The sequence below is a fragment of the Chromatiaceae bacterium genome (assembly GCA_024235395.1).
In the GTDB taxonomy this organism is placed as follows: domain Bacteria; phylum Pseudomonadota; class Gammaproteobacteria; order Chromatiales; family Chromatiaceae; genus Thiosocius.
The window spans coordinates 70608-86790 of sequence record JACKMK010000002.1 but is presented as its reverse complement, the minus strand read 5'-3'; the positions used below and the strand labels follow the sequence as shown (position 1 = coordinate 86790).

Annotated in this window: 19 protein-coding genes, 1 tRNA gene and 1 pseudogene; 2 read left to right on the top strand and 19 right to left on the bottom strand. The window is 61.6% G+C overall.

From position 1 onward, the window contains the following. Window positions 1–123: 123 nt before the first annotated feature. The 13 genes and pseudogenes from H6955_08430 to H6955_08370 form a co-directional block, all read right to left on the bottom strand. Window positions 124–200 (bottom strand) — tRNA-Arg (locus H6955_08430). Between the two features lie 249 nt (window positions 201–449). Beyond that, entirely contained in the window at window positions 450–845 is a 396-nt protein-coding gene (locus H6955_08425; protein ID MCP5313568.1) for a hypothetical protein, read from the bottom strand. A 43-nt stretch (window positions 846–888) separates the two neighbouring features. Continuing rightward, window positions 889–2022: an NAD(P)/FAD-dependent oxidoreductase gene (locus tag H6955_08420; protein ID MCP5313567.1), complete on the bottom strand. Its 1134-nt coding sequence runs from the start codon at window positions 2020–2022 to the stop codon at window positions 889–891. A 75-nt stretch (window positions 2023–2097) separates the two neighbouring features. Continuing rightward, complete coding sequence (locus H6955_08415) at window positions 2098–2328, bottom strand: sulfurtransferase TusA family protein (protein ID MCP5313566.1); 231 nt, start codon at window positions 2326–2328, stop codon at window positions 2098–2100. Window positions 2329–2372: 44 nt separating this feature from the next. Next, on the bottom strand, window positions 2373–2711 hold the full coding sequence (locus H6955_08410; protein ID MCP5313565.1) for a DsrE/DsrF/DrsH-like family protein: 339 nt from the start codon (window positions 2709–2711) through the stop codon (window positions 2373–2375). Window positions 2712–2808: 97 nt separating this feature from the next. Continuing rightward, a complete protein-coding gene (locus H6955_08405; GenBank protein MCP5313564.1) occupies window positions 2809–3075 on the bottom strand; it encodes a transposase in 267 nt (88 codons plus the stop codon). A gap of 118 nt (window positions 3076–3193) precedes the next feature. Then, window positions 3194–4018 (bottom strand): ABC transporter permease, encoded by an 825-nt coding sequence (locus H6955_08400; GenBank protein ID MCP5313563.1) that lies wholly within the window; start codon window positions 4016–4018, stop codon window positions 3194–3196. A 117-nt stretch (window positions 4019–4135) separates the two neighbouring features. Further along, window positions 4136–4960 carry an ABC transporter permease gene (locus H6955_08395; protein MCP5313562.1) on the bottom strand — a complete coding sequence of 275 codons (825 nt, stop codon included), beginning with the start codon at window positions 4958–4960 and terminating at the stop codon, window positions 4136–4138. Further along, the gene (locus tag H6955_08390; GenBank protein ID MCP5313561.1) at window positions 4957–6255 is read right to left on the bottom strand and encodes an ABC transporter substrate-binding protein; all 1299 of its coding nucleotides are present in this window, start codon (window positions 6253–6255) and stop codon (window positions 4957–4959) included. Before H6955_08390 ends, H6955_08395 begins: the two co-directional genes overlap by 4 nt. 53 nt (window positions 6256–6308) lie before the next feature. Beyond that, the gene (locus tag H6955_08385) at window positions 6309–7142 is read right to left on the bottom strand and encodes an ABC transporter ATP-binding protein (GenBank protein MCP5313560.1); all 834 of its coding nucleotides are present in this window, start codon (window positions 7140–7142) and stop codon (window positions 6309–6311) included. Between the two features lie 19 nt (window positions 7143–7161). Beyond that, window positions 7162–7548 carry a hypothetical protein gene (locus H6955_08380; GenBank protein ID MCP5313559.1) on the bottom strand — a complete coding sequence of 129 codons (387 nt, stop codon included), beginning with the start codon at window positions 7546–7548 and terminating at the stop codon, window positions 7162–7164. A gap of 11 nt (window positions 7549–7559) precedes the next feature. Continuing rightward, on the bottom strand, window positions 7560–8258 hold the full coding sequence (gene scnC / locus H6955_08375) for a thiocyanate hydrolase subunit gamma (GenBank protein MCP5313558.1): 699 nt from the start codon (window positions 8256–8258) through the stop codon (window positions 7560–7562). A gap of 39 nt (window positions 8259–8297) precedes the next feature. Next, window positions 8298–9063, bottom strand: a pseudogene (locus tag H6955_08370) (nitrile hydratase subunit beta). Window positions 9064–9326: 263 nt separating this feature from the next. Here H6955_08370 and cynR (H6955_08365) point away from each other — a divergent pair. After that, window positions 9327–10310: a transcriptional regulator CynR gene (gene cynR, locus H6955_08365; GenBank protein MCP5313557.1), complete on the top strand. Its 984-nt coding sequence runs from the start codon at window positions 9327–9329 to the stop codon at window positions 10308–10310. Window positions 10311–10373: 63 nt separating this feature from the next. On the opposite strand, the gene H6955_08360 is transcribed toward cynR (H6955_08365), so the two are convergent. The 4 genes from H6955_08360 to H6955_08345 form a co-directional block, all read right to left on the bottom strand. Next, window positions 10374–11252, bottom strand: a complete 879-nt coding sequence (locus H6955_08360) for an alpha/beta hydrolase (GenBank protein MCP5313556.1) — start codon at window positions 11250–11252, stop codon at window positions 10374–10376. Between the two features lie 109 nt (window positions 11253–11361). Further along, the gene (locus H6955_08355) at window positions 11362–12192 is read right to left on the bottom strand and encodes a methyltransferase domain-containing protein (GenBank protein MCP5313555.1); all 831 of its coding nucleotides are present in this window, start codon (window positions 12190–12192) and stop codon (window positions 11362–11364) included. Between the two features lie 45 nt (window positions 12193–12237). Next, window positions 12238–12663: a cyanase gene (cynS, locus tag H6955_08350; GenBank protein MCP5313554.1), complete on the bottom strand. Its 426-nt coding sequence runs from the start codon at window positions 12661–12663 to the stop codon at window positions 12238–12240. A gap of 138 nt (window positions 12664–12801) precedes the next feature. Further along, the gene (locus H6955_08345; GenBank protein ID MCP5313553.1) at window positions 12802–13455 is read right to left on the bottom strand and encodes a HupE/UreJ family protein; all 654 of its coding nucleotides are present in this window, start codon (window positions 13453–13455) and stop codon (window positions 12802–12804) included. A 300-nt stretch (window positions 13456–13755) separates the two neighbouring features. On the opposite strand from H6955_08345, the gene cynR (H6955_08340) reads away from it, so the two are divergent. Then, window positions 13756–14739: a transcriptional regulator CynR gene (gene cynR, locus H6955_08340; protein ID MCP5313552.1), complete on the top strand. Its 984-nt coding sequence runs from the start codon at window positions 13756–13758 to the stop codon at window positions 14737–14739. Between the two features lie 39 nt (window positions 14740–14778). On the opposite strand, the gene H6955_08335 is transcribed toward cynR (H6955_08340), so the two are convergent. Both H6955_08335 and H6955_08330 read right to left on the bottom strand, forming a co-directional pair. Next, window positions 14779–15609 (bottom strand): DUF3050 domain-containing protein, encoded by an 831-nt coding sequence (locus tag H6955_08335; GenBank protein ID MCP5313551.1) that lies wholly within the window; start codon window positions 15607–15609, stop codon window positions 14779–14781. Next, window positions 15599–16171 (bottom strand): TetR/AcrR family transcriptional regulator, encoded by a 573-nt coding sequence (locus H6955_08330; GenBank protein MCP5313550.1) that lies wholly within the window; start codon window positions 16169–16171, stop codon window positions 15599–15601. Before H6955_08330 ends, H6955_08335 begins: the two co-directional genes overlap by 11 nt. Between the last annotated feature and the right edge of the window lie 12 nt (window positions 16172–16183).

The following is a 16183-nucleotide window of genomic DNA, read 5'->3' as shown; positions in this document are numbered from 1 at the left end:
GGGTTAAATCGCTCGGCTGGTGTTTGATAGTCTGGCGTTCTGCTTGGCCGTCCCTTGAGCTGGAACGCGTCGGCCTCGAAAACAAAAAGGCTCAGCCCTGAAGAGCCAAGCCTTTGTTTTGAATGGCGCGCATGGAGAGATTCGAACTCCCGACCGCCTGGTTCGTAGCCAGGTACTCTATCCAACTGAGCTACATGCGCAAATTCGAGGCGCGAATTTTCGTTTTTTTCCGCTGCGCTGTCAATTGATGGCGACCAGGACGACCCGGAGCACCTCAGGAGGTATGGGCCGCGGCCGATTTCTGAGGTGGCTCAGTGGATTGCGCGGCATACGGCCTTCTCGGATGATGTCAGCGTACGAGGGGGCGTCGGGGCCCGCCACACCACCCGGCGGAGAAGACCGGGCCCGGTTCCGCGCGCTGGCGAAACCGGCCAATCGCCTACCCGGACTCAGCCACCGCGGCTGTGCATCTCCCGCATGCTGTCGCTCAGGCGGGCCCCGATCAGGGACATCAGGCGCAGGCCCTCCTGTGTGCCCGGGTCGCTGACCAGTTTCAGCAGCCCCCCGATGCCACCCGACGCCGGTGGCGCAGTCGCCAGATCGCGGCTCGCCTCGGTAAACGCATTGGACAGGCTGATCAGGAACTGCTGGTTCTCGGGGCGGTCGAGCTCCTGCAGCAGGTGGATCAATCCTTCGTTGCGCGTCAGCCGATCGAGCAGTGTGATCCCCTCGCTGAATGCCGAGGCCAACCGGCTGACCATGTCGTCGGACAAGGCATCGCGTGCCGCTGCGAGCACCGACGACAGTTCGGCGAGCTGCTCCAGATCACCGGCACTGACAGTCATGTCGGTTTCAGCTTGAGTGTCGGTTGTCATGGCGTTTGGCTCCTTACAGCAGACCGCGGACGCTGGTCCAATACATCTTGTTGTACGACATCTTGAACCAGTGCATCGACCTGTTCGGCGATTTCAGGTCCGGGGGATTTTCATAGTTGAACATCGCATAGGTCGCGCTGTCGTGGCCCGTCTCGATGAAACAGTACACCTTGCCGTCGTACTCTTTCACCGGCGTGCCGATCTTCACGATCGAAGAAATATTCTCGGCGATCACCTCGGCCTCGAAGTGCGCCGCCGAACCGGTCTTGCTGACCGGCAGATTGGTCGTGTCGCCGACGACGTACACGTTGTCGTGACCCTCCATCGTCAGCTGGTGACGATCGGTCGGAATCCAGCCGCCGGTCCCGAGCGAACCCTGCTCGATCACTTCCTGGCCCCGATGCGGCGGGATCGAGATCAGCAGATCATACTTGGTCTCGGTACCCTCTTCGCTGTGCACGACCTTGTTCTCCACGTCGACCTCCTTGACGTTGAACAATGTCTCGTACTCGATGCCCATGCGATCGAACTCGGGCTTGGCCCAGGTCGCGACGTTCGCGATCGTATGGATGCGTCCGATTGGGTAGTGGTACTTGATATGCACCTTGTCGCGGATACCACGCGCCTTGAAGTAGTCGTGCAGCGAGAAGGTCACCTCGACCGGTGCGATCGGGCATTTATGCGGCACGCCCACGACGATCGCAATGGTCCCGCCCTGAAACTCGCGCAGTCGCTTGTACATCTGCACTGCGCCTTTCTCGGAATAGAAGGTCTCGGATCCTTCCGACAACCCCGGTATCTCCTCTGGCACGATGCGCGACCCGGTCGCGATCACGAGGATATCGTAGGCGTGAGTCTTGCCACTCTTGGTCTTGACCTGGTTCCGGTCGAGCTGGAACTCTTCCACCGGATCGACATGGAACTCTATACAGGATTCGAGCAGGCTGGCTTGTTTGCGGTACAGCTCGTCGGGCATCATCTGGCCGAAAGCGACGTACAAGAGCCCTGGTTGATACATGTGCTTGTCCGATGCCGACAGCATCGTGATCCGCACCTTCTTTTCCCGAATCTCACCAGCGAGTCGTCGCGCGAGGTTGTTGCCAACGATGGTGCCGCCGGTGCCGCCTCCCACTATCAGAATTCTCATTGGCGCTTCCTCCGAGGATAGAGTCCTGCGATCAGATCGACCTGGTGAATGCCCGCCGGCACCGCCGTCGAGGCGTTATTTCGCCTTGCGGACTTTGACATGCCAGACCCCCTCGACCTTTTCATTGCTGATCAGTTCATGGCCCACCTTCGCGACCCACTCCGGGACATCGGCCGCCGTGCCCTCGTCGGTCGACAGCAGCTCCAACGTATCACCGACGCTGGCCTGCTTCATGTAGGTGATCAATTCCATCAACGGGCCCGGGCAGAACGTGTTGCGCGCATCGACGACCTTACTTTCACTCATTGTCTTGTTCCTCTTCGAACCGGGGTTTTGCCCGCGTCAAACGTTCAGAACGTCAGAAGCTGCCCGCCTTCGGCATCGCTCAGGAAGCGCGTCAGGCCGGTCGGCGGACCGAGTTCCGGTTCGAGTTGATCTTCCGCGACCTGCAGCAGATCCACCGCCATCGAACACGGTAAGAGTTTTGCATCGCCGAGCTCCGCGGCCTGCTTGAATAGTTGCTTGAACGGCGGCACACCCTGTGTACGGTCCATCAGGGCACCGAACTCGCCCTCTACGGGAGCCGCCTGATCGTTGCCCTTGATGAAATGTGGCAGCGCGTTCATCGAGAAAAAGACGGATACCTCGTCGCCGGTTGCAGCCGCGACAGAGGCAATCATCGCTGCCATCTGAAGTTTCTCGCGGGTTCCTGATACACAGACAATGTTTAACTGCTGAGCCATGCTTTCGTTGCCTCGTTTGCTGCAGGTCCGATTCGGGCGCGACCTACCACTTCTTGGACATCACGTTTTTCAGCGCCTCGTTGCGCAACGTCAGATCCGCGACCAACGATCGCAGTCTCTGGTTTTCCTCTTCCAACTCCTTGAGTCTGCGTTCCTGCGATACCGCCGCATTTCCGCGATTGGCGCGCCATTCAACCAGTGTCGCTTCCGAAATCCCGTGCCTGCGACAAAGCTCGTCGAGTGCCGCCCCGTTTTCGGCTTCCTGCAGTACCGCGCTGATCTCCGCTTCGGTAAATCGCGACTCTGACATCACGGTCTCCTTGTTCCCCGTTTGGTATCTCCTCTTCTGCCCGGGTCACTGCACACAACGACGGGGGCGAACCGCATCACCCACCCAGCACATCTCCGAATGCCCCTGCGGGCTGGGTTCAGGCTGTCTGTCCGCGGTGCCAGCTGAAACGCTTGATCAGCAGCACGCAGGCGCTATCGAGGACATAGCCGATCACACCGATCACCAGGACCATCCCCATCAGATGGTCGTAAGACAGGGTCTCGCGTGCATCTTCGATCGAATAGCCCAAGCCGGAATGGACACCAAGGAACTCCGCCGGCACCAGCACGATCCACGCGACCCCGAGCGCCAGGCGTATGCCGGTAAGGACGTCGAACGTGATCGCAGGGACGATGATCTTGGTGACCAGCTGCCAAGGTTTGGCGCCAAGGTTACGCGCAACCTTGAACCACGCCGGGTCGACCTTCGCCAGACCGGCCGCCGTGGCGAACGCGACCGGCCAGACCGACGCGATGGAAATCAGGAAGATGATCGCCTGGTCCCAGGTGACGAACACGATCACCGCGATCGGTTCCCAGGAAAGGGGACTGATCATGCGCAACAGCTGGAAAGGTGAGTTGCTCAGCTCCCGGAAACGTCGACTGCGCCCGATCAGAATGCCGAGCGGCACACCGATACCGATCGCGATCAGCAGGCCGAGTCCCAGTCGGTAACCGCTGGCGACCACGGCACTCTGTATGGTGCCCTCTTCCCACATGTAGCCGATGGCCTTGAATGCGGGTATAGGCCCGAAGTCGGCGAAATGCTCCATTTCGGGATCGAGCGTGATTGCAGCGATGCCGATCCACCAAAGTACAAACAGAATGGCCAGGCCACCGAAGAAATTCGTCAGGCCACGCGTCGAGTGCGCGACCCCCGCCGATACGGCGCCATACACCCTGGCGGTGCAGGCTACGACCATTGACGACGTGTTGTTGACGCTCATCTACCGCCCCGTCTCAGGTACCGTCGTGGCCCACAGCGCGTTGCATCCCAAACGCTGTGCGTCGCCAAAACAATCAGTCGCGGAACGCCTCATTTACTTGCGCTCCCAGCTGAAGTGCTTGATCAACAGCACGCATATGCTGTCGAGTGCGTAGCCGATGATTCCGATCACCAGCACGATCGCCGTCAGATGGTTGTAAGACAGTGTCTCGCGCGCATCTTCGATCGAATACCCCAGCCCCGAAGTGACCCCGAGGTATTCGGCGGGCACCAGCACGATCCACGCGACACCGAGCGCCAGGCGTATACCGGTGAACACGTCATAGCTGATGGCCGGCAGGATGATCTTGGTGAGCATGTCCAGCGGCTTGGCCCCCAGGTTCCGAGCCACCTTGAACCAGGCCGGATCCACTTTCGCGAGTCCAGCCGCGGTCGAGAACGCCACCGGCCAGACCGAGGCCATCGCGATCAGGAAGATGATCGAACCATTCCACGTCGCGAACACCAGGACCGCCAGCGGCATCCATGACAGCGGGCTGATCATGCGCAGAAACTGGAACGGCGAGTTGCTCAGTTCACGAAACCGCTTGCTGCGCCCCATCAGGATGCCGATCGGCACGCCGATGATGATCGCGATCGCCAATCCCGATCCCAGTCGGAAACCGCTCGCGGCCACCGCTTTCTGGATCTTGCCTTCCTCCCAGAGCACCGGGAACGCCTGGAAAGTCGGCACCGGCCCGAACGAGGCAAAGCTTTCCGTCTTCGGATTGGCGGCGATGAAATAGGCCCCAATCCACCAGACCGCCAGCAGAATCGCCAACCCACCAAAGAAGTTGGCGAGGCGCCGTCCCGTGGACGCCAGGACACGGGATGATCCCGTTTCTTGGATCCCTCCAGCGGGTACGGCGCCGTTGCTCATAGCTCCACCACCTCCACGCGGTTGTACGGGTCGTCACCCTTCGGCACACTCGGGTCGTTGCGCCATGCCGGATTCGCCTCGAGGGATTTGCGCACGTAGTCGTAGTTCACCAGATCGTTGGCGACGAATTCCGGGGTGAGCGTATCGAGGAACCCGGCATCGCCGGTGATCACCGACTTCTTGAGATCGCTGACGACCAGCTCGGTGGCGGAGCGATACGGCCAACTCTGGAAGTTGATCCGGTCCATTCCCCACTCCGGGTGTTTGATCGCCATCGGATTGTTGTAATAGGCCGGGTCATAGAACAGCATCGCGCGCTCGACCACCGCTTTCGGGAACGGGAGATACTTCTTGCCGTCCCGCGAAAGCATCTCGGCCATCTCCTCGCGGTTCTCCGCCAGGTGGATCTGTGCAGCGATGATCGCGTTGTGTACGCCCTGCGCCCAGGCCGCACGATCCGGGTCCATCGCATCGGCTTCGTGCATGACCACCACGCAGCAGGGATGGCCCTTCCAAACATCGCCGGTGAAACGCAACACCTTGCCGCCGGCCTTGAGCTCGCCCAGCGCGTTGAACGGTTCGGCGACACAGTAACCGTCGATCGATTTGGCGGCCAGCGCAGGCGGCATGTCCGGCGGGTTGAGCACCAGGAAGTTGCACTCATCCGGCGCCAGCTCTGCCGACTGCGGCTTGATCACGGGCTTGATGCCCGCATCCCGCATGATCTTCTGCGAAACGATGTTGTGGATCGAATACCAGTAGGGAACCGCAAACTGCTTGCCACCGAAGTCCTTCGGTGAATTGATCCCGCTGTTCTTGTGCACCACGATCGCCGAACCATTGGTGTGGTCCCAGGCCGTGATCTTCATCGGGAACTTGTTGTTGTAGCGCATCCAGATCGGGATCGGGATCAGCATGTGGGTCAGATTGAAACGGTGCGATGCGAACGCCTCGACCAGCGGGGACCAGCCACGGATCAGTGTCGGACGCTCCGACTCGATGCCTTCCTTCTTGAAAAAGCCGAGTTCGTGCGCGACCAACAGCGCCGCCGCATCGGTAATGGGGATGTAGCCGATCTTCACGACCGGATTGAATTTCTTTTCTGCCGCGAAGGTCGCGGCCGAGGGTACAAGTCCACCGAGCGCTGCGGCGAGGCTGCCGCCGGTCGCCAGGAAATCGCGCCGGCTGACGCCGGTGCCCAATACGCCGCTGAACAGCGGATCGATATCCAGGGCGAGTCCGGGATCGTCGATACCACCTTCGTGCTTCTTGTAGTCCGTCAGCAGATTCTTCATTGTCGCTTTCCTCCTCCGACCGGTCGGTTGCCCGAACCGGCGCAGGGTCAGGCTTATCGCTTGACCAGGTGTGGTTTGGGTTCGGGCACAACTTCATCGCCGGATGAGTCGCCGGCGCCATTGGACTTCGCTTGGGCCGCGTCCTGGAAGGCTTCCATGAGGCGTGCGCGCATCGCCTGAACGGCCGGGTCTTGTCGGTCGCGCGGGTCCTCGAGGTCCACCTCGAGTTCGTGAACGATCTTGCCTGGGCTACCGGCCATGATCACGGCACGGTCGGCCATGATGACGGCCTCGTCGATATCGTGCGTGACGATCACCACGTTGAATCCGAGCCGCTTCGCGATCGACCGCACGTCGCGCTGCAGCGCGGCGCGGGTGAACGCATCAAGTGCTGAAAACGGCTCATCGAGCAGCAGCAGCTCCGGCTCCATCACCAGCGAGCGCGCCAGGGCGACGCGCTGCTGTTGGCCTCCGGAGAGATCCTGGGTGTTGTTGTCGGCATACTCCTGCAGGTCGACGAGTTCCAGCGCCTCGTTGACGCGTTCGGCGATCTTGGCCTCTTTCCACCCGGCAAACCGCAGGCCGGTACCGACGTTCTGGCTTACCTGCATCCAGGGAAACAGGTGTGGCGCCTGAAACATCATCACCCAACGTGGCGACGGTTTCTCGACCGGCTCTTCGTCGAGCAGGACTTTGCCGGAGGTTGAGTGCAGCAACCCGGCCAGGATATGCAACAGCGTCGACTTACCGCATCCCGACCGGCCGATAATCGCCAGCACCTCGCCGGGTGGTGATTCGAGATTCACGTTGTCGAACGTGATCGGACTCCTCGGCGTGTACCGGTGACTCAGATCCTTGATCGAGATGCGGACTCCACGTATCGACATCTGCACATACCCCAGCTAGTTAGACCATATTCAGACGGTCGTGAACCTGCTGCATCCGCTGCGACAACTCTTCCTCGTCGAAGATCCCGCGCCGGATCATTGAATGTGCCAGCGCAAGCAACTGCCGCTCCGGGAACGGCACGTCGGCATACAAAGACTCCGACAGTTCGTCTTCCTCCCAGCGGCGCTCGAGTACCGGCAAGGCGCATGCCTCTTCGGCCAGGGCGTCACAGGTGCTCTCGAGATTCACCTTCCACGGAGGATCGGGGTTGGTCACGCCATACTGGTCACACAGATCACTCCAGACCCGGCCTTCGACCCGCACCTTCTCCAAGATGGAGATCGGTGCGGTATCGAGGTCCGGCAACTTTCGATTCTCGGGAAACATCTTTTCCGTTGAACTCATCGACGCTCTCCTCAATGACCGTGCTCAACCGGGTGGACCGCCGGACGTATCGGACGCTCCGCGTTAGCAGTGACACCGGGCTTGGGCACGGCCACGCCGATCAGGCAATCACGCGTGACGATTTCGGCCAACTGGTCCTCGGTCCAACCCTCGGTGCCTTCCGGCCGTACCGGCATCACGATGTAGCGCGTCTTCTGGTTCGAGTCGGCGACCCGGACCTCGATCTCGGGATCGAGTTGCAGGCCGAACTCGGCCAGCACCTGGCGCGGCCAGCGCACCAGCCGGCGCCGGTAGTTGGGCGTGCGATACCATTCCGGCGACTGGCCGAGGATCGGCCGCGGATAGCAGGAACACAGGGTGCACACCACGACGTGCTTCAGTGTCGGCGTATCGGCGAGCACGCGTAGGTTGCAGTAGTCGCTCGGCGTACCGAACCCGGTCGGCATATCGTTGATCCAGTCGACACCAACCTCCAGGCTGGCCTTGACGCCGTCTTTGATCGCCAGTTCCTTGTACTCGGGGTCCAGCCAGGCCTTGGCCACAAGACGCGCCGCCGGCAGCGGACCCAGGGTGTGGACGTATTCGGTCCAACGCCGGTGATCCTCGGCACTGAACAGCCCTTTCTCGATTGCCAGTTCGCGGACGGCCATCTCGAGGATTTCGAAGTCGCTGACCTCGTCGACCATCGGCGCGGGTTTGTGTTCGGACATTTGCCTCTCCTCTTGTGTTCTGTTGCCGTTCGCCGGGTCTCAAGCGGGCTCAAGCCAGCGCTCGGAAAACTCGGTCTCGAGCGTGTCGTTCTCGTAGTAGTCGGTGTATTCCGGCCACAGGTCTTTCTGTTTGAACACCACGCTGTAGAACCATTCCGGATTCTCCGTGTTGTCCCAGGCCTCGTCCTCGGCAGCCGGGCTCTCATAGACAAGCTCGGTCACCACCCCTTCGGCGCCGCGCGTGTAGATCTGGCAGCGGGTGTAGAACACGTCCGGGAGATCCCTGATCCTCACCCGGTCACCCACCTTGAACTTGGCGGCACCCGCTTCACCCGCGAAGCACTGCGGATCACCGACCCCGGTCGCCTTCTTCGCGTGATGCTCCGTATCGTAATGCGGCTTACTCATAGCGCTTTTTCACCTCATCGATTTTGTTGACCAGTTCGGTAAGGGTGACGAACTGCTTGTCGACCAGGATGCGTGCGGCCGTCAGCAACCAGCGTCCGTAGTACGGCATACCGAGGTAGATCGTCTGACCCAGGTCGACATTCTGCCGCCGGCGGCGTTCCTCGGCGTTCCAGACGCCGCGCCAGGCCAGGCACTCGCAGGTCGCAAAGGTATTGAGTTCCCACTGTTCTTCTTCTTTCTCTTCCCAACGGATCGGCACGTCGTATTCCCCACCAACGTCGTGCGAAGAGCGGGTATAGGCGCGATAGTGCGCCGAATCGATCATGTCCGGAGCTGGTGCGTGCTGGGGCAGATGCAACGCCGGTTGCAGGTGACCGACGATATCGAGATGCCGCATCACTTTTTCTCGGGTCGACGATGACATAGGCTTGGCTCCTCTCTACTTTCCGATGCTGGATGCGCTCAACGATCTATAAAGCATTACGAATATGCTTATGCTCTATTACAACGATGCGTCTGTGGCTTATTCGTGACCATTTGATAACGTAAGTCGCGGCGATGACCGAGATAAAAAAACGCGTGCCGCCGACAGCAGAACTATTTACTACGCGAATCTAATTGTCCAAGATCGAAATCTGATCAGTTCTATAGGGGTTGGCTATGGACCCGAATATCCTGTGTCCGCGCTCGCTGCGTTACCTGATCGCGATCGCCGAACACCACAGTTTCACGCGCGCCGCCGAGGCACTGTATGTCTCGCAACCAACCCTCTCGCAGCAGATCAAGCAACTCGAGGAGTCGCTCAACGTGCAGCTGCTCGATCGCTCCGGTCGCAAGGTCCAACTCACCGATGCCGGCGAGGTGTACCTCGGCTACGCACGCCGCGCGCTCGGCGAACTCGATGCCGGCAAACGCGCGATCCATGAACTGCAGGACCTCAGCCGTGGCTCACTGCGCCTGGGCATGACGCCGATCACCGACTATCTCGCCGCGCCCCTGCTCGATGCCTTCAACACCCACTTCCCCGGCATCAGCGTCAGCACCCTCGAAATGCCGCAGGACGACATCGAGGCCGGCATCATCGAGGACCGCATCGATATCGGCGTCGCGTTCACCAACACCCTGTCGATCGACTCACGCTCCGGCGAGATCGAGACCCAGGTATTGTTCATCGAGACCCTCAATCTCGCCGTCGGCAAGGCCCATGCGTATGCCGGCCAGCAGACGCCGGTCGACAAGCATGTGCTCGAACAGGAATCACTGGTGCTGCTCAATGACGATTTCGCGCTGCGCCGGCATGTCGACCTGTACTGCATCGAGCACAACGTCACTCCGCGCGTCATGCTCGAAACCAACTCGCTCAGCGTGATCGTCGAGACCGTGCGGCTCGGCCGCATGGCCACCATCCTGCCCGAGTCCATCGCCTGCACCCAGGAGGGCCTCTACCCGGTCACCCTGCTGCCCGAGCTGCCGCATCACACCATCACGCTGATCTGCCGCAGAGACGGGTACAAGAGCCCCGCGTGCCTCGCCTTCCGCCAGCTCGCCAACGACTGGGGGCTCTCCGGCTGTCCCAAACCCGATCGACAGCATGCCGGACCCTGTCCCATGTCCGACGCCTGCCGGCAGCACAAGGATCACTAGGACGCCATCGACGGCCCGCCAACTCCTGACACGCCAACGCCTATCCGGCGTCGGCACGTGCGGTCAGGCGGCCGCGTCCACTGAAAGAAAGCCGCGTATCGCTTCTGCGGCACGCTCGGGAAACTCTTCGTAGAAAGACAGCTTGCCGAGCGGCAGCCGGATTGTCTCCACACCGGGCAGTTCGGCGATGGCCTCCATCTCGCCACGCGACTTGCGCGGCGCCGTGTCGGCGAACACGTTCAGCATCGGCACCTGCACATGACGCAGCGCATCGAGCTGTTCGTTCCGGGTGGAGAACGGATCCACGCAGCCGGCGACGAAACGCACCGACGAGTGACGGGCACCGGGCACACGCGTGACCGTCAGCTTGTCCTGCATGCGGTTGTCGTCGAGCCAGTCCGGATCCGCATAGACATGACCCCGTGCCATCATGCCGACCACCGCACGATTGACATTCAGCTGGTACAGCAGGGGTCCGATCAGCGGAAGATCGACGGCCTTGGCGATGCGCGGGAACCGCCCGTACTTGCCATTCGTCATCGTAGGCAAGGGTCCGCGCCAGGTCGGCGACAGCAGCACCAGGCGCTGCACCGACTCGTCATGCGCGGCCAGGTGGCGGGTCACGTAACCGGCGGCATGACCGGCGGCCACCACCGCGAATGGAGACGGTGCAACCTGCTCGAACAGAAACGCCACGAAGCGTTCGTAGACGTCCGGGCGCCATTCGACGAAAGGCTTGGGAAGATCGCCAAAACCCGGCCAGTCGATCGAAACCACCTCGAACTCGTCGGCAAGACGCAACTGCAAGGGGTGCAGCTCGCGCCGTGTCGAGATCGAGCTCAGCGCGGGCAGCATCAGCACGGTCGGACCCGTCCCCATGCGGTCGAGTCCGATCACCATGTCGTGGCCATCACAATGCCAGCGAATCGTCTCTGAGGCCATCACGGTTTCTCCCACAAAGGCATACACGGCTCTCCGCAGACAGACCCCGCCCCGTTGCAACCAGGTCCGTACGACCGGCCTGGCTGCGTGTGTCGCCGAACCACCCGCGTCAGACGCGGCGGGCCAAATAGGTGTAGTAGTTGCACGCGGCGAAGAAGGTGCCGTCGTCGATCGCCCTCAGCTGGACCGCAAACCAGTCTTCGACCGCGGCCGTGTCGAGCATGCCGGCCTTGATCACATACGGCACGTAGGTCTCGGCAAACGACCGGAAATAACTGCCGGTACCGATCTCTGCGACGGCATCACCCCACGCAGCCTGCATCGTCAACCCAAAGTCGGGGAACAGGCGCGGCAGGTCCCGCATGATCCGGACGTTGTTGAACGTCGCGTGCGCCAGCGCCATGTCCATGCGGTGGCCGAATTCATGATCGGGAAAGCCGTAGGTCAATGACGCGTAGTCGCCGTCGAATATCACGACCACGCCACCTGGACGCACGACCCGCGCCATCTCTTTCAGTACACCCCGCGGATCTGTCACGTGGCTGATCAGTGTGTGGGCTATCGCTGCATCGAAGGTGGCATCGGGGAAATCCAGGCGATGCGCATCGCCAACCTGGAAATGCAGGCGCCCATCGGGTACATCGTCTTTCGCAAACCCGCCGGCCGCCTCGACGAAGCGCTGGCATTGATCGACGCCGTACAATTCGCCGTTGAAGTCACCGCGCCTGGCGAGCGATCGCAGCACCACGCCCGTGCCGCAGCCCACATCCAGAACCCGGGCATCCTTCGGCAGGTCGAGCCGCGCGGCGTACTTGTCGAACAGATTGGTGAACACCGCATCCTTGGCGCGGCTCTCCAACCGGCTGATCAGGCGATCGATCGCCGCGGCATCCAGCTCGTTGACGAACCGGTGCGGATCGCGCGCCGCGGCGTCTGCCATCTGGTCCTCGCCCGGGAATCCCGTCGCAAAGAGTCGGTGTCCGCCCTACCAGGTCTTGTAGGGCAGGAACTTACCGTTGAGGGTCACGACAACCCGGTCTCCCTTCGGGTCCTCTTGCTTGTCGATATCCAGGCTGAAGTCGATCGCACTCATGATCCCGTCGCCGAACTTCTCATGGATCAGCTCTTTGATGGTCTCGCCGTACACACCGACGATCTCGTACCAGCGATAGATCACCGGATCGGTGGGTATCGACTGGCTCCAGGTCTTGTGCGGGAACTGCTGTAGCGCAACCGACACTTCGTTGCCCAGCCCCAGTACATCGGCCACCGCGTCGGCCGCGGCCTTGTCGAGGTGGTTCATACCGAGACACGCCGAACAGACGTACTCGACGGAAAACTCGGTCGCCTTGGCGATCTTCTTCCACGTCAGGTCCTTCTCGACCTTGGCCGCAAGAATCGCCTGTTTCATTTCGGATTTGTTCATGGTCGTCTCAGCAGAGCATGGCCCAGGAAACCGCGCGGACTAACGGCAGGCCGATGCCGCACGGGCGTTGCAGGAACCGGGGTGACCGAAACAGTCACCCCGGCCCTCGTCCCACACACCCAGTTACGCGAAACTCAACGCGAGGAACAGGCCGCCGGTCAACAGCGCGGCAGTGCTACCGATGTGCGCTGCCATCGAACGCGCGGTCTCCGAACGTTCGGCCAGTTTCTGCAATCCCAACACACCGCCGATGATCAGTGCATACTGGATCGCGGCGAAACCGATCAGGTAGGCCAACAACGGGGTGGCTTCGGCACCGACGATCGACTCGCCGTACGCATAGCCGTGCAGAATGCCCGCAACGGCAAACAACGCACCCAGCGCGAACGCGCCCGGATAGTGACGGGTCAGCACCAGCACGCCGCCAATGACGACCGACAGCGCGACCAGGGTCTCGGACATCGGGATATCCGCTGCACCAAGGTGGAGCGCCGTGCCACCGATCGTCGCACCGACGAATGCCAGCGGCACGATGTAGCGTGCGCTGCCCTTCATCGCAGCGGTCAGCAACATCGCCACCACCAGGAAAGCAAAGTGATCCAGCCCGATCACCGGATGCGCCAGGCCGGACAGCAGGCCCTGGTCGAAGGTCTGAGGCGTCATCCCACCCATCGCGTGGTGGGCGAACGCCGGGAACGAAGCGGTCAGCAGCAGCCCGGTGGATACCGCAAGCGTCCCGCGCACATGGTCTTTCGGAAGGTACTTTCCAAGATTCATAGTTCTCATTCCTCGCTGTTGACTGCTTGTTGTTCGACTCGTGGGTCGCTGGTACAAGACACCAAAGGCAGCACTGGCCCGCCCGGTCTTGATACTCCTCAGGTTTCAGGTTCCGGCCTTGCCGAACCCTGGATGCGGGAATTTACAAACATTCCCGAATATTCTTATTTCATCAACGTCTACTTTCTGGCCAACGTGTGTGAAACGAATGCTGCGCGCACGCTGCCGACAGCAGAACTATTTACTACGCGAATCTAATTGTCCAAGATCGAAATCTGATCAGTTCTATAGGGGTTGGCTATGGACCCGAATATCCTGTGTCCGCGCTCGCTGCGTTACCTGATCGCGATCGCCGAACACCACAGTTTCACGCGCGCCGCCGAGGCACTGTATGTCTCGCAACCAACCCTCTCGCAGCAGATCAAGCAACTCGAGGAGTCGCTCAACGTGCAGCTGCTCGATCGCTCCGGTCGCAAGGTCCAACTCACCGATGCCGGCGAGGTGTACCTCGGCTACGCACGCCGCGCGCTCGGCGAACTCGATGCCGGCAAACGCGCGATCCATGAACTGCAGGACCTCAGCCGTGGCTCACTGCGCCTGGGCATGACGCCGATCACCGACTATCTCGCCGCGCCCCTGCTCGATGCCTTCAACACCCACTTCCCCGGCATCAGCGTCAGCACCCTCGAAATGCCGCAGGACGACATCGAGGCCGGCATCATCGAGGACCGCATCGATATCGGCGTCGCGTTCACCAACACCCTGTCGATCGACTCACGCTCCGGCGAGATCGAGACCCAGGTATTGTTCATCGAGACCCTCAATCTCGCCGTCGGCAAGGCCCATGCGTATGCCGGCCAGCAGACGCCGGTCGACAAGCATGTGCTCGAACAGGAATCACTGGTGCTGCTCAATGACGATTTCGCGCTGCGCCGGCATGTCGACCTGTACTGCATCGAGCACAACGTCACTCCGCGCGTCATGCTCGAAACCAACTCGCTCAGCGTGATCGTCGAGACCGTGCGGCTCGGCCGCATGGCCACCATCCTGCCCGAGTCCATCGCCTGCACCCAGGAGGGCCTCTACCCGGTCACCCTGCTGCCCGAGCTGCCGCATCACACCATCACGCTGATCTGCCGCAGAGACGGGTACAAGAGCCCCGCGTGCCTCGCCTTCCGCCAGCTCGCCAACGACTGGGGGCTCTCCGGCTGTCCCAAACCCGATCGACAGCATGCCGGACCCTGTCCCATGTCCGACGCCTGCCGGCAGCACAAGGATCACTAGGACGCATCAACGGCCCGCCAACACCTGACACGCCAACGCCTATCCGGCGTCGGCACCTGAGATCTCCGGCTGTGCGCCGGTACCGGTCGTGGCGGATGGGTCGATCGCGTGCAGGATGCCGTTCCAGAACACCCATCTCGCCTGCAGGGCGTCGGCGGCGGTGGCCATCGCCGCCTGCCGAACGACAGCATCACCGCCGCACACCTCATTCACCAGGCGCAAAGCGAGCGGACCGTGTTCGTCGCCATCGAGTTCGATATGGCGCTGCAGGTAACGCTGCAGCCGCTGCGTACCACCGACTTCTAGCGCGATACGACCCTGCAACGCGGAAAACAGCATCGGAACTATCAGCTCACGGCCGTATGCAAGGGCCGCTGCCAACTCCCCGGGCTGGTTGCGCGCGATGACGTCGAAGGTAAAATGCATGAAGCGGCGCGCCGGCTCCGGTACCGCGTCACTGCGCAAGGCGCTCGCCAGACCATCGCCGTCTATGCAACGCACGAAGTGGACGATCGGGCCGGTATCGGCCCCGATCTCGTCCATCGCCTGACAATAGGCCTCGAAATGACTGACCACGGCGGCACCGGCCGGGTCGGCGAATGTCGGGTCGCACTCTTCTTCGAGCACGAGTTCATTGACCAGGCGCGCAGCCTGCGGATACGCCGGTGGCTTCCACGGCACCTGGCATGGCGCCAGGTTGGCCTGCAGGGCCTTCAATAACGACATGAAGTCCCACACCGCGAACACATGGTGCTGCATGAAGATGCGCAGCGCACCGACTTCGTTGAGCACCCTGTGCAGGGGGTGGCGCGCGAGGCGATTGCGCCATTCCTCGCAACGGGACATCAATGCATCGGCCTCAGTCGGCATATGCGGTCACCAGCGCTCTGTTGCGCAACCGCTGGACGGCGCGCATGAAGATCTGCGGATCGTCCTGTGAACGCGCCAGCACCAGGGCGCCCTGGATGCCGGCCAGAATGTCCTCCGCGATCTCACGCGCCGCCGCACCAGTGTATCCGCGTCGCCGCAATGCGGTGGCGAGGGCATCCCGCCACGCGGCGAAATACCCCTGCACGATCGACGCAAAACGGTCGCGCGTGTCATCCAGTGCGAAAGTACCGACCAGACAGATGCGCCGACCGGATTGAAAGAACCGCACTGTCGCCTCGAACATCCGCTCGATTCCGGCCGCCGGATCCCGACTCTCGCGCAGCGGCGTGAACACCTCGTCCTCGAACCAGGTGGCGACATCGTCCAACACCGCATCGGCCATGCCTTGTTTGCCGTCAGGAAAGAAATGGTAGAGGCTTCCCTTACCCAGTCCCGTCCTGGCCGTGATGATCGACAGGCTCGTACCGGCGAATCCGTGTTCGCGGAAGAGCTCGCCGAGTATCGGAACCAGGTCGCGGCGTTCACTGAACTTGCGCGCCATGGTTTTCTATCG

What these genes read in the sequence shown, in the direction of transcription:
- H6955_08425 (MCP5313568.1), bottom strand. Translation starts at nt 845, where the DNA reads ATGACTGTCAGTGCCGGTGATCTGGAGCAGCTCGCCGAACTGTCGTCG.
- H6955_08420 (MCP5313567.1), bottom strand. Translation starts at nt 2,022, where the DNA reads ATGAGAATTCTGATAGTGGGAGGCGGCACCGGCGGCACCATCGTTGGC.
- H6955_08415 (MCP5313566.1), bottom strand. Translation starts at nt 2,328, where the DNA reads ATGAGTGAAAGTAAGGTCGTCGATGCGCGCAACACGTTCTGCCCGGGC.
- H6955_08410 (MCP5313565.1), bottom strand. Translation starts at nt 2,711, where the DNA reads ATGGCAGCGATGATTGCCTCTGTCGCGGCTGCAACCGGCGACGAGGTA.
- H6955_08405 (MCP5313564.1), bottom strand. Translation starts at nt 3,075, where the DNA reads ATGTCAGAGTCGCGATTTACCGAAGCGGAGATCAGCGCGGTACTGCAG.
- H6955_08400 (MCP5313563.1), bottom strand. Translation starts at nt 4,018, where the DNA reads ATGGTCGTAGCCTGCACCGCCAGGGTGTATGGCGCCGTATCGGCGGGG.
- H6955_08395 (MCP5313562.1), bottom strand. Translation starts at nt 4,960, where the DNA reads ATGAGCAACGGCGCCGTACCCGCTGGAGGGATCCAAGAAACGGGATCA.
- H6955_08390 (MCP5313561.1), bottom strand. Translation starts at nt 6,255, where the DNA reads ATGAAGAATCTGCTGACGGACTACAAGAAGCACGAAGGTGGTATCGAC.
- H6955_08385 (MCP5313560.1), bottom strand. Translation starts at nt 7,142, where the DNA reads ATGTCGATACGTGGAGTCCGCATCTCGATCAAGGATCTGAGTCACCGG.
- H6955_08380 (MCP5313559.1), bottom strand. Translation starts at nt 7,548, where the DNA reads ATGAGTTCAACGGAAAAGATGTTTCCCGAGAATCGAAAGTTGCCGGAC.
- scnC (MCP5313558.1), bottom strand. Translation starts at nt 8,258, where the DNA reads ATGTCCGAACACAAACCCGCGCCGATGGTCGACGAGGTCAGCGACTTC.
- cynR (MCP5313557.1), top strand. Translation starts at nt 9,327, where the DNA reads ATGGACCCGAATATCCTGTGTCCGCGCTCGCTGCGTTACCTGATCGCG.
- H6955_08360 (MCP5313556.1), bottom strand. Translation starts at nt 11,252, where the DNA reads ATGGCCTCAGAGACGATTCGCTGGCATTGTGATGGCCACGACATGGTG.
- H6955_08355 (MCP5313555.1), bottom strand. Translation starts at nt 12,192, where the DNA reads ATGGCAGACGCCGCGGCGCGCGATCCGCACCGGTTCGTCAACGAGCTG.
- cynS (MCP5313554.1), bottom strand. Translation starts at nt 12,663, where the DNA reads ATGAAACAGGCGATTCTTGCGGCCAAGGTCGAGAAGGACCTGACGTGG.
- H6955_08345 (MCP5313553.1), bottom strand. Translation starts at nt 13,455, where the DNA reads ATGAATCTTGGAAAGTACCTTCCGAAAGACCATGTGCGCGGGACGCTT.
- cynR (MCP5313552.1), top strand. Translation starts at nt 13,756, where the DNA reads ATGGACCCGAATATCCTGTGTCCGCGCTCGCTGCGTTACCTGATCGCG.
- H6955_08335 (MCP5313551.1), bottom strand. Translation starts at nt 15,609, where the DNA reads ATGCCGACTGAGGCCGATGCATTGATGTCCCGTTGCGAGGAATGGCGC.
- H6955_08330 (MCP5313550.1), bottom strand. Translation starts at nt 16,171, where the DNA reads ATGGCGCGCAAGTTCAGTGAACGCCGCGACCTGGTTCCGATACTCGGC.